The sequence below is a fragment of the Roseivivax sediminis genome (genome assembly GCF_900112685.1).
GTDB lineage: Bacteria > Pseudomonadota > Alphaproteobacteria > Rhodobacterales > Rhodobacteraceae > Roseivivax > Roseivivax sediminis.
This window is the reverse complement of sequence record NZ_FOMS01000002.1, coordinates 131684-144215: the sequence shown is the minus strand read 5'-3', so window position 1 is coordinate 144215 and position 12532 is coordinate 131684. Positions and strand designations below refer to the sequence as shown.

At 72.0% G+C, this 12532-nt stretch carries 6 protein-coding genes; 3 read left to right on the top strand and 3 right to left on the bottom strand.

Annotated elements, in window-relative coordinates:
• The first annotated feature begins 65 nt into the window (after window positions 1-65).
• Both F3H57_RS03825 and F3H57_RS03820 read left to right on the top strand, forming a co-directional pair.
• Complete coding sequence (locus F3H57_RS03825; protein WP_149754562.1) at window positions 66-596, top strand: cupin domain-containing protein; 531 nt, start codon at window positions 66-68, stop codon at window positions 594-596.
• Window positions 597-684: 88 nt separating this feature from the next.
• Window positions 685-1863 (top strand): acetyl-CoA C-acyltransferase family protein, encoded by a 1179-nt coding sequence (locus F3H57_RS03820; protein ID WP_149754561.1) that lies wholly within the window; start codon window positions 685-687, stop codon window positions 1861-1863.
• A 63-nt stretch (window positions 1864-1926) separates the two neighbouring features.
• Here F3H57_RS03820 and pbpC read toward each other — a convergent pair whose 3' ends face one another.
• From pbpC to F3H57_RS03805, 3 genes are read right to left on the bottom strand one after another with little or no spacing between them, the layout of a single operon-like run.
• On the bottom strand, window positions 1927-3906 hold the full coding sequence (pbpC, locus tag F3H57_RS03815; protein WP_149754888.1) for a penicillin-binding protein 1C: 1980 nt from the start codon (window positions 3904-3906) through the stop codon (window positions 1927-1929).
• A 22-nt stretch (window positions 3907-3928) separates the two neighbouring features.
• A complete protein-coding gene (locus tag F3H57_RS03810; protein WP_149754560.1) occupies window positions 3929-4480 on the bottom strand; it encodes a putative glycolipid-binding domain-containing protein in 552 nt (183 codons plus the stop codon).
• Complete coding sequence (locus F3H57_RS03805) at window positions 4477-9900, bottom strand: alpha-2-macroglobulin family protein (protein WP_149754559.1); 5424 nt, start codon at window positions 9898-9900, stop codon at window positions 4477-4479. Before F3H57_RS03805 ends, F3H57_RS03810 begins: the two co-directional genes overlap by 4 nt.
• A gap of 141 nt (window positions 9901-10041) precedes the next feature.
• Here F3H57_RS03805 and F3H57_RS03800 point away from each other — a divergent pair, with 141 nt between their 5' ends.
• Window positions 10042-12531, top strand: coding sequence for a PAS-domain containing protein (locus F3H57_RS03800; protein WP_149754558.1), 2490 nt, complete (start codon window positions 10042-10044; stop codon window positions 12529-12531).
• Window position 12532 lies beyond the last annotated feature (1 nt).

Here is a 12532-nt window from a genome sequence, read left to right as displayed (position 1 = left end):
CCGGAGCGGGGAACGCGGGGCGCGTCCGGGGCGTCTTGGGTTCGAACAAACCGGAGAATGACGCCATGACGTCCCTCGCCCGTACCCGATCCGATCCCGAACCCCGAACGCTGTTCTTCGCGGACGACGGCATCGTGCCCAACAACCCCGACCTGCCGGTGCTGCTGACCCCCGGCGCCGTCGATCCCGCCTCGGGCGCGGAGGCAATCTGCGCGCTCTACGAGGCGAACGGCTGGCACAAGACCTGGACCTGGACCGTCTACGACTTCCACCACTACCACCCCGACGCGCACGAGGCGCTCTGCGCCGCCTCGGGCTGGGCGGACCTGCAGATCGGCGGGCCGGGTGGCGAGACGTTGCGCGTGTCCGCCGGCGACGCGATGGTCCTGCCCGCCGGCGTCGGCCATTGCCTCATAGGCCAGAGCGAGGATTTCCGGATCTGCGGCGGTTATCCCGGCGACCAGCCCGCCGGCACGATCGTCCGCGCCCCCGAAGAGCGCGACGAAGCGCATAGCGAGCAGATCGCGGCGCTGAGCCGCCCGAAGACCGATCCGATCTTCGGCGAGGACGGCCCGCTGGTGACGCTCTGGGGTTAGCCACAACCCGTCTGCGGTGACGTCCCGTCCGCGCTGACAAGCGCGCGGGCCTCGGTCATAGTCGCGGCAACGGAGGAGGTATCCACCCATGCGCGACGACATCGTCATCCTTTCTGGCGCCCGCACCGCCATCGGCACCTTCGGCGGATCGCTCGCCGGCACGCCGCCCACAACGCTCGGCGCCACGGCGACGAAGGCCGCGCTGGAGCGGGCGGGCCTCGAGGGCGGCGCCATCGGCCAGGTCTTCTTCGGCCACGTCATCAACACAGAGCCGCGCGACATGTACCTGTCGCGCGTCGCGGCGATGGAGGCCGGCATCCCCGACAGCGTGCCGGCGATGAACGTCAACCGCCTGTGCGGATCGGGCGCGCAGGCCATCGTCTCGGCGGTGCAGGCGCTGGCGCTGGGCGACGCGGAGATCGCGCTCGCCGGCGGGGCGGAGTGCATGTCGCGCTCCCCCTACATCGTGCCGGACCAGCGCTTCGGCGCGAAGATGGGCGACGTGAGGACGCTCGACATGATGCTCGGCGCGCTCAACTGCCCGTTCGGGACCGGCCACATGGGGGTGACCGCCGAGAACGTGTCGGACGAACACCAGATCAGCCGCGAGGACCAGGACGCCTTCGCCATGGAGAGCCAGCGCCGCGCGACCGCCGCCCGCGATGCCGGCTACTTCAAGGACCAGATCGTGCCGGTCGAGGTGCGGGTGAAGCGCGACATTGCCTCCTTCGACACGGACGAGCACATGAAGGAAACCTCCATGGAGAAGCTCGGCGCGCTGAAGCCGGTCTTCAGGAAGGACGGCACGGTCACCGCCGGCAACGCATCGGGCATCAACGACGGCGCGGCGGCGATCACGCTGGCCACGGCGGCGGCGGCAGAGAAGGCCGGCGCAACGCCCCGCGCCCGCATCCTCGGCTACGCCCATGCGGGCGTGCGGCCCGAGGTCATGGGCATCGGCCCGATCCCGGCGGTGCAGGCGCTGCTGGAGAAGACCGGGCTTGGCGTGGACGATTTCGACGTGATCGAATCGAACGAGGCCTTCGCGGCGCAGGCGGTCGCGGTGAACCGCGGGCTGGGGCTCGACCCGGCGCGGGTGAACCCGAACGGCGGCGCCATCGCGCTTGGCCATCCGGTCGGGGCCACGGGCGCGATCCTGACGGTGAAGGCGCTTTACGAGCTGGAGCGGATTGGGGGCAAGCGCGCGCTGGTGACCATGTGCATCGGCGGCGGCCAGGGCATCGCGCTGGCCTTCGAGCGGCTCTGAACGCGGGGGGCGGGAGCCTCCGGCGGGAGTATTTGCGGGCCCAAAGAAGCAGGGGATTCGCTCTCATTCCAGCCGGAGGCGCAGGCGGGCGGCATGGCCGGCCGCGTCGATCACCGAGAGCGTGGTGAAGCCGGCGCCGGGCGTCGGCACGGCGATCTCGGAGCGGCGGGCGCCGGAGACCGCGACGCCCGAATCGGTCAGCACGGTGTAGGGCGGGGTGCCGCCGCGCAGTTTCAGAGGCACCGCCTCGCCGGCCGCCAGCGTCGCCCCGTCCGGAGGGAAGGCGATGTCGAGCGCCGGGGCCTGCGCCTCTTGGGGGCCGAAGCGGCGCAGCGCCTGCGGCAATTGCGCGTTCGGCAGAAGCAGCGCGTCCGGTGGCGGCGGGGGCAGCGGCGCCGGCGTGGCGCGCACGAGGGCGAGCGCCTCGAAGAGAAGCGGCGCAGCCAGATCGCCGCCGAAGGCGCCGGGGACCGGCGTGCCGTCCGGCCTGCCGATCCAGACGCCCGCGACATGCGCGCCGTCGAACCCGAGTGCCCAGGCGTCCCGGTGGCCGTAGGAGGTGCCGGTCTTGTAGGCCACCTGCCCCACCGCGCCGCCGCCGGGCGGGACGATCCCGGCCAGGACATGGCCCACCTGCCAGGCCGCGCGCGACGAGAGGATGCGTGCGGGGGGTGCGGGTGCGGCGCTGTGCCAGCGCAGCGGAATCGCCTCCCCCCCGCGGGCAAGCATTGCGTAGAGGCCGGTCAGCTCCTCCAGCGTCAGGCCGACGCCGCCGAGGCTCACCGCCAGGCCGGGCGCCCCGCCGGCAAGGTCGCGCGCGGCGCCCGCCCGGCGCAGCGCGTCGACCAGGTGCGCCGGGCCCAGCGCCTCGGCGATCCGCACGACGGGGATGTTGAGCGAGGCCTGAAGCGCCGCGCGCATTGTGACCTCGCCGCGGAAGCGGCCGTCGAAGTTCTGCGGCGCGTAGATGCCGAAGCGCACCGGCGTGTCGCGCACGATGGTCTCGGGATGGGCGAGGCCGCGATCGAAGGCGAGGCCGTAGACCAGCGGCTTCAGCGTCGAGCCGGGGGAGCGCCGGGCCCGCGTCATGTCGACGAAGCCGTCCGCTGCCTCTGCCGAGAGCCCGCGGGAGCCGACGGAGGCGAGGATCTCGCCGCTGCGGTGATCGGCGACGAGGATGGCGATGCCGAGCGCGGGATCGCGGCCCGCCAGATGCGCTGCCGCCAGCCGCTCCAGCCGGGCCTGCAGGGAGGCGTCGAGCGTCGTCTGCGTCACGCCACCCGCGCGCGCCCGGTCGGCGAGATGGGGCGCCAGCATCGGCACCGGGCGGCGCATCTCCGGCAGGGGATCCCGCAGCGCTGCTACCGCGTCCTCCGCATCCAGCACCCCCGCCGCCGTGACCCGGGCGAGGACGCGCGATCGCGCGGATCGAGCTGCCTCTCGCGCGCGGTCGGGGCGCCGCCCCTCCGGCGCCTGCGGCAGGGCGACCAGCAGCGCCGCTTCGGCCGGGGTGAGCCGCCGTGGCTCCTTGCCGAACCAGGCCAGCGTCGCCGCGCGCACCCCCTCGATATTGCCGCCGTAAGGCGCGAGGTGCAGGTAGAGCGCCACGATCTCGTCCTTGCTCAGCCGCCGCTCCAGCGCCAGCGCCACGCGCATCTGCCGCAGCTTTCCGGCCCAGGCGCCGGTGCCGCTGTCCTCCAGAAGCCGCGCCACCTGCATGGTCAGCGTCGAGGCGCCCGAGACGATCCGCCCGGCGCGCACGGCCTGCCCCGCGGCGCGCAGCACCGCGCGCGGATCGACGCCGGCATGATCGAAGAACCGCTTGTCCTCGTAGGCCACCAACATCGCGACAAGGGCCGGGTCGACCGCGCCCGGCGCGACGCGCATCCGCCATAGCCCGCCCTCGACCGTGTAGGCGCGCAGGAGCGTGCCGTCTCGCGCGCGCACTTCGTCCGAGGTCGCGTGCGCCAGCGTCGGCAGCACCGTCGCGTCGATCCAGCCCGTTGCCGCATCGCGCGCGCCCGCGGCGAGCCCCGCGGCCATAACCAGCGCGACGAGCAGACCGTCAGGGCGCACGCACCGCCTCCCACAGGCCGGGATAGCGGGTGACGAAACCCGTCGGATCGACGAGCAGATCGCAGGAGAGCTGCGGCGAGCGGTAGTGCACGAGCCCGCCCCGCCCCCGCGTATAGCGCTGGCCCATGGGTTCGAGCGTACCTGGATCGCGCAGCCATGCGGCCTGCGCCTCGATGCTGCCGATCTCGGGCAGGCGGCGCAGCGGCATCAGGTTGGTGGCCGGCGTGAAGGCGAAGTCGATGTCGCGTGCCTCTGCCACCTGCGGTTGGGCGGTGCGGTTCAGCCGCCACTCGCCCTGCTCGCGCGTGATGTGCAGCGCCACCCGCTGCCCGGCCCAGAGCCCGGTGACATCGGCGCCGATCGTGTGCCAGTCCGCGTCGCAACGCACCAGGTAATCGAGCTCGCTCGCCCCGTCCTCGGTGCGGAAGCGCGCGTGGCCGAGCAGCATCCATCCGTCGTCGTGCTGCACGAGGCGGCAACTGTCGCGCCCTTCGCGGTCGAGCGCGCGCCAGGTGATTTCGGCGACCGTCGTGCTGGTCATCGGCTCACGGACACCCGGCCGGTGCCGGTGCGGGCGCGGTATTCGGGGCGGTACATGTCCTCCACACTGGCCGCCGGGTGGTGGAAGCCGCCCGGCGACACGGCGCGGACGAGATAGGCGAGGCGGAAGGGGTCGGTGCCCTGCCAGTCCACCGCCGCGACGAAACGGTCGGTGCGGAACTCCGCATGCTCGGCCTCGGCGGTCTCCAGCCAGTCCAGCCCGGCGATGTCGCCCCCCTGCAAGAGCGCCGGGTTGTCGATCTCGAAGCCCGCGGGCAAGGGATCGTCGAGGATGAGCCGCGCCGGGGTCGGGTCGGCCGGGCGCACCGTCAGCACCGCGACGAGCCGCGTGCCCTGCGGCAGCGGGCCATCGGCCACGGAGACCGGCGCGCCCTCCAGCGTGAAATACTGCCGCTCCAGCGCGTAGCCGTAGCCGCCCGGCCCCGGAGCCACGTCCGGCACGCCGAGCGTCGTGACGGTCAGCGGGAACGGGCCGGTGCCGGCATTGCGCAGCTCCTGGGTCGAGACGCGGCCCGACAGGCGGCGGACATAAGGACCCTCCGACACCGCCCCGTCGACGCTGAGGCCCGGGGCCCCCGCATCGCCCACCAGCGCCTGCGCCGCCAGCAGCGACCAGGCCTGATCCTGCGTCGACATCGGCCGGTCCGCCGAGGCGATGCGGGTGAGGAGGCTGCCGCGGTCGAGCGCGTCGCTGCCGGCTTCCACGGCGAGCGACAGGAGCCCCGCCGCGTCGCGCTGGGGCGAGCCGAAATCGGCACGGTAGACGCGCGGCCCCTCGGGCGCGGAGAGCCGCGCGGCGGCGGCGCGGAACAGCCGGTCGGCCCGCGTCTGGTCGCCGTATTGCGCCAGCGCCGCGCCAAGCTGCGCCAGCGCCATCGGCGTGCCGAAGGCGTCGGCCTTCACGTCGGCGTAGTAGCGCAGATCGCCCATCGCCGCCCGCCCCTCGCGCGCGAGGATGAGGAGCGCGTAGGCGACATCCTCCCCGCCCTCGTCGAAATCGGGGGCGTAGTCGATGCGGTTCGCGAGGTTGTCGAGCGCGGAGCCGAAGGCACGGTCCGGAACGTCATGGCCGGCGGCGCGGGCGCGCGACAGAAAATCGGTGACGTAGGCGTCGAGCCAGCCCTCGCCCGATCCCGCCGACCACATGCCGAACGCCCCGTTCGGCGCCTGCCGCGCCAGCACCCGGTCCACCGCCTGGCCGATCTGCCGGTCGATCGCCGCCTCGCCGCCGAGGCCCAGAGCGTCGGACACCGACGACAGCGACAGAAGCGGCAGCGCCTGGCTCGTCACCTGCTCCGTACAGCCATAGGGATAGCGGCCGAGCGAGGCGAGCATGCCCGGCACGTCGAACCGTGCCAGCGTTCCGGCCGAGACCAGCGCCTCGGCGCTTTCGGGCGCGAGACCGGCAAGGATCTGGTCGTCGAGCGTGAAGGTCTGGCCCGGCTCCAGCACCAGCCGCCGGGTTTCGGAGACGACCGGATCGTTGCGCCGCACGCCAAGCGTGAGCGTCTTGGTCAGCGCCTCGCCTTCCGGCGTGGTGATCGCGATGCGGATCTCGTGATCGCCGACCTCGCGTGCAGAGATCGGCACGCGCAGCCGCTCGGTGGCGCCTTCCGCGACGCTCAGGCCCGAGGGCACGGCGCCGGGGTCGAGCCCGAGACCGTCCGCGGTGATGTCGAGCCCGACGCGCCCGGCCGGACCGGCGGCATGAGTCAGCTCCAGCGCCAGTTCGGCCGTGTCGCCGGGGGCGAGGAAGCGCGGCAGCGAGGCCGTGACCACGACCGGATCGCGGACGAGCACATCGCGCGCGGCGGAGCCCACCGCGCGGGAGGTCCATGCGACGGCCATGAGCTTCACCGTGCCGTTGAAGTCCGGCAGATCGAAGGACACCTTTGCCGCGCCGCTGTCGTCCACCGCGATTGGACCCTCGAAGAAAGCGACCACCTCTTCGGTCGGCGGCGGGCTCTGCATGCGCATCTGCGCACCGGCATCGCCGCCCGAGCGCACTTGCCCGAGCGATCCCGACATCCCGTCGATCAGCCGGCCGTAAAGGTCGCGGATCTCCACCCCCAGCCGCCGCTGGCCGAAATAGTACCTGGCCGGATCGGGCGGCTCGAACCCGGTGAGGTTCAGCACGCCCTGGTCGACGGCGGCGAGCGTGACGAATCCCGCCTGCCCGTCCGGAAGGCCGTCCACCCGCACGGTGGCCCGAAGCGGGCCGCGCGGGCGGACCTCCTCCGGCGCGTCGATGCTGACGGACAGGCGCTTGTCGCCCGGCGCCACCGCCGCGTGGGCAAGGCCCAGCGCGCGCGCCGGCATCCGGCCCGCTTCGGCGTCCATCGGGCGCAGCACCTCGGCGGTGACGTAGGCGCCGGCGCCCCATTCCTCGGTCACATCGAGGGTGAGGGTGCTCTCGCCCTCCGCGACCTCCACCGCCTGCATCGACACCACGCGGTCGGTCAGCACCGTCACCAGCGCCTGCCCGGCGCTGCGCGGCACCATCCGCAGGGTCGCGGTGTCGCCCGGCGCATACCGCTCCGCATCGAGCGACAGCTCAAGGAAATCGGGCGTGCGGCCGGCATCGGCCGGCGCGTACCAGCCCGACGAGAACGCCATCGACGTGGCGGTGTAGGGCCCGCCCAGACGTTCCACCACCAGTTCGTATTCGCCCCACTCCACCGGCTCCTCGATGGAGAACGGCGCCTCGCCCAGCGCGGCCTCCCCCGTGGCGATCTGCTCCCGCGTGGTCACCGGCTCCCACGACCAGTTGCCGTAGAGCGCGTACCATTGGTAGCGCGTGGTCACGCGGTTGAGGGTCCAGCGCACCTGCATCGGCTGCGGCGCGAGGTCCGGGCCGAAGGCCTGAAGATCGAAGCGCGCCGCCTCGCCCTCGGGCAGCGTGTCGTCGAAACCGGGGCGCAGGCCGATCATCGGGCCCGCGGGCAGGACCGGCCGCGTCACCCGCCGCTCCACTGGGCGGCCGGAGCCTTCGGCGACGCGGACGATGGCGGTGGCCTCGTGCGGGACGGACAGTTCCGTGTCCGGCAGCGGCAGGGGCAGCGCCGCGCGCCCCTCCGCGTCGGTGCGCAGGTCGGCGGGCAGCGCCTCGGTGCGCGGATCGGGCAGCTCGTCGTGGCGGCCGAAGCGCCAGCCGGGCAGCGCCTCAAGCGTTGTCACCGGGGCAAGGCGCAGCTCGCCCTCGACCGGCAGATCGCCGCCCGGCGCGCCGAAAAGGTAGCGCGCCTCGATCCCCAGTTCGGGCGGCGCGAGCGGGCGGATCGGCCCCTCGGGCAGATCCAGCGTCACGTCGATGCGCTCGGGCACGAAATCCTCGACCAGCAGCGTCGTGTCGGCGAGCGCCGGCGCCTCGGGATCGGCGTGGATCGCCAGCCGCCAGGTGCCGCGCGGCACCGCTGGGGAGAGCGGGAAGTCGAAGACGTGCCCGCCGGCCTCGCTTTCGGCCGAGACGCTGCGCGCATGCTCCACCCCGTCGGGCCGCGTGAGGATCGCCGTCGCCGGCACGCCGGGCAGCGCCGCGGCCTTGGCATCGCGCATGAGCGCGGTGGCGTGGATCGCCTCTCCGGCGCGGTAGGCGCCGCGGTCGGTGGCGAGGAAGACATCCACCGGCCCGGCGGGCGCGCGGCCCGCGACGCCGCGGTCGGACAGATCGAAGGCCGGGTCCACGAGCGACAGGAAGGTGGAATCGTCCTCCCCCGCCTCCGCCAGGATCAGCGCCGGCGCCGCGCCCCCGGTGCCGCGCAAGAGGCCCGGCGCGAAGGTGGCCACTCCGCGCGCATCCGTAGCCGCCGTCCCCAGAGGCCGGTTGGAGCGTGACAGCAGCGTCAGCGACACGCCCTCGCGCGGTTGGGCGTCCGACAGCCCGCGCACGATGGCGGTGAGCCCGTCGCTTCCCGACAGTGTCGTCAGCCCGAGGTCGGAGACCAGGAACCACTGCGTCGCACCGCTGTCGTCGTAGGGGTCGGCCCCCGGAAGCGCCGCCACCAGCGCATAGAGCCCCGGCCCCCGCAGCGCATCGCCCACCGGCAGGCGCGTGCGCATGTCCGCGTTGAGCTCGCTGTCCACGGATGCCGTGCCGGTCCAGACCTCCTCCGCGATCTCCCCGGCGCCCGAGGTCAGCTCGTACTGCGACAGCGGGCGCGCGAACATGTCCTCCTGGATCGTGCGCAGGACGTTGCGGTCGCTCACCTGCAACAGTGTCAGCTCAAGCGTGTCGGCGTTCACCGTCTCCACCGGCAGGGCGGTGTCCGGCGTCGGCGGCAGCACATAGGCGCGGCCCGGAAAGCGTACGGCGGGCGAACGGTCGCGCACGTATTGCGTGATCTCCACGCTGCGGTTGAGCGTCTCGCCGCTCTCGGCCGGCAGTCCCTCGCGAAAGGTGAGCGCGTAGCGCGACCCGTGAGCCACGCCGCCAACGCACAGCTCGCGCTCTCCCGGCTCCACCGTCAGGCGGGCGTCGGGGCGGCCGACGAAAGGAGCGTAATCCTGCCCGGCGCGGACCAGCGGTTCGGAAAACTCCACGCAGATGCGCGGCGCGGCGCTGTCGCTTTCGCCGCGGGTGTCGGTGATGCGAAAGCCGTACTTGCCGATGGCGTCGTCCAGAAGGCGCGTCACCTCCTCCCGCGGGGCGATGGACTCGGCCAGTCGCAGCACGGGGACCATGTCACGGCCGCGGTCTGCCGCTTCCAGCGCGCGGGCCAGATCGATCAGCGCCGCGATGCGCCCGGCCTCCTGCGGCGCGCGCAGATAGCCGTTGATCGCCGCCGAAACCGCCCGTTCGCGCAGAAGCTGCGCGTCTCGGCTGTGCTGCTCTGCGAGCGCGCCGTTCAGACGGCCGTAGTCGAGCCAGAGGTCGGCCGCGTCGGTCTGCGCCAGAGCCGCCCCGGTCCAATCCCGCGCCTCTGCGGTGTCGCCCCGCTCCCGCGCTTCCGCGGCCGCGCGCAAAAGCTCCTGCGGTGCCCAGTCGCCTCCGGGATGCCGCCGGCCGAGCGCCGCCGCCTCCGCGCGGGCCTGCGACAGATCCTCCGCCCGCAGCATGTCCAGATCATCGGCCCGGGCCGCGGCACGCTCGGGCACGCCCGGCTCGGCCGGCAGGACGAGACCCGACAGCGCGCCGTCGTAGGGCTGGCGCGCGCTGATGCCGGTCTTGGGAAAGCAGGACCCGGCGCGCGAATTGAAGGTGAAGGCCGCACAGGAGGTATCGTTCAGGCAGACGCGCTCGCAGGCCTCCAGCGTCGTGTCGAAGAGCGGCTGCAGATCGCCGCCGAAGAAATCGACATCCCGGGTAATGACGGAGCGCCGCTCGGGCACCGGCTCCTGCGTTTGGGCAAGGGCGGGCGTCGCGGCAATAAGACACAAAACGAAGGAAAGTATACGGCGCATCCGGGCCTCCCTGGGCAATACGCTATCCGAAAGTGCCACGCCAGCCGGCGCCGGCGCAACGATTCCTCCTCCGCACCAACAGCGTTAAGCACATGTTCACCGCGCCGCGGCACAACTCCGCGAAGACAGACGGAGTGGGACATGTCGCTTGCCCGGAAGCTCGCCGATGAACGGCGGGCGCGGCTCGCCGCGGAACAACTGCTGGAACAGAAGCGGGCGGAGCTGACGGAGGCGAACCGCAGGCTGGGCCTCCACGCCCGCGTCCTGACCGAAGAGATCACCGAAACCCGCGCCCGCGCCGCCACGATGGAGAGCGAGAACAGCCGCGTCCGATCCCAGCTCGGCCAGACGACGGAGCGGCTGCACATCATCGAGGGGCAACTCTGGCAGGCGCTCGGGTCGATCCGCGACGGGTTCGGCCTGTGGAACCACAAGGGGCGGCTGGAACTTGCGAACCGCGCCTATCTGTCGGTGTTCGACGGCATCGTCACCGCCGGTGTCGGGGCCCATTTCACCCATCTCATCGACCTGATGCTCGACGAAGGCATCGTCGATCTGCAGAACGAGAATCCCGAGACATGGCGCAGGCGTCTGCATCGCGCGTGGGAAAACACGCGCCCCGCGCCGTTCACCCTGCGCCTGTTCAACGGCACGTTCATCAAGATCCACAACCAGCGCACGCCCGATGGCGGCATCGTCAGCCTCGTGGTCGACATGACCGACCTGATGCGCATGTGGGCGGCGGTGCAGGAGCTTCCCGACGGCTTCGTTCTCTTCGACAACGAGGACCGGCTGGTCACCTGCAACGCCCCCTACCGCGAAATCTATGCCGAAAGCGCGCCGGCCATCCGTCCCGGCGTCCAGTTCGAGGATATCCTGCGCTATGGCCTGGAGCAGGGTCAGTACGACGAGGCGATCGGCCGCGAGGAAGAATGGCTCGAAGAGCGGCTGCGCCTGCACCGACGTTCCGAGGTGGAGATCGAGCAGCCGCTCGGCGACGGCCGCTGGCTGCGCATCTACGAGAAGGAAACGTCGGACGGTGGGCGCGTGGGGCTGCGCGTCGACATCACCCAGATGAAGGCGGTGCAGCTCGAACTCGAACGCGCGACCGAGCGGGCGGAGGCGGCCAGTCGCGCGAAATCCGCCTTCCTCGCCAACATGAGCCACGAGATCCGCACCCCGATGAACGGCGTGCTCGGCATGGCGGACCTGCTGATGGAGACCGAGCTTCGCCCCGAGCAGCGCGCCTACACTGAGACGATCCGCAATTCCGCCGAGGCGCTGCTGGTGATCATCAACGATGTGCTCGATTATTCCAAGATCGAGGCCGACAAGCTCAGCCTGCGGAGCGAGAGCTTCGACCTCGAACGGATCGTGCACGACGTCTTCATGCTGATCCAGCCGACGGCGCGCGACAAGGGCATCGCGCTCCTGATCGACTACGACATGTTCCTGCCGACGCGTTTCATCGGCGATGCCGCGCGGCTGCGCCAGGTGCTGATCAACCTCGTCGGCAACGCCGCGAAATTCACGCTCGAGGGACAGGTCGTGGTGCGCGTGACCGGAGTGGCCGACCATGGCCGCACCGCCGTGCACGTCTCGGTGGAGGATACCGGCATCGGCATTTCCGAAGACAAGCTTGCCCACATCTTCGGAGAATTCAACCAGGTGGAGGACGAGCAAAACCGCAGGTTCGAGGGCACCGGGCTGGGCCTCGCGATCACCAAGCGGCTGGTCGACCTGATGGATGGCGAAATCTGGGTCGACAGCCGCGAGGGCCTGGGATCGTGCTTCGGCTTCCGCGTCGAGATGCCGACCGACGAGCCCGACGGCGTGCCCCGCGACACGCCGCCGCCGGGCCTCCGACGCGCCCTGATCGTGGAGGCGAACGAGATGAACCGCGCTATCCTCGCCAAGCAGTTGAGCGCCTTCCGGATCGCCGTCACCGAATGCGCCGACGGGGCGGGTGGGCTGGCGGCCGCGCCCGACTGGGACGTGGCGATCGTATCCCAGGACCTTCCGGACATGAGCGGGACCGGCTTTTGCCGCGACCTGCACGCCCTCGGGATCGACCGTCCGGTGATCCTGCTGACCGGCTGCGGCGCGGCCCCGGCGCCCGAAACCGCACCGGTTCAGGCGGTAGTGCAGACCCCGACACCGCGCCGCGCGTTGTTGCAGGCGCTGCAATCGCTCGTCCTCGACACCCCGGCACCGGTGGCACCGGAGGAACCGCCGCCGGCGGACACACCGCTCGACGTGCTCCTCGCCGAGGACAACCGCACCAACCAGCTCGTCTTTTCCAAGATGGTCAAGGATCTCGGGCTGCGGCTGCGCCTGGCCAATGACGGCCTCGAAGCCGTCGCCGCCTACCGGGAGGCGCGGCCGGACATCATCTTCATGGACGTGTCGATGCCGAACATGGACGGCAAGGAGGCGACCCGCCGCATCCGCGAACTCGAAGCCGGCGGCCCGCGCGTGCCCATCGTCGCAGTGACCGCGCACGCCGTCGACGGCGACCGCGACGGCATCCTCGCCAACGGGCTCGACGATTACCTCACCAAACCGCTGCGCAAAGCGGCGCTGCTGGAGATGCTGGAGCGATACGGCGCGCGCGAGACCGAGGGCGCCTGAC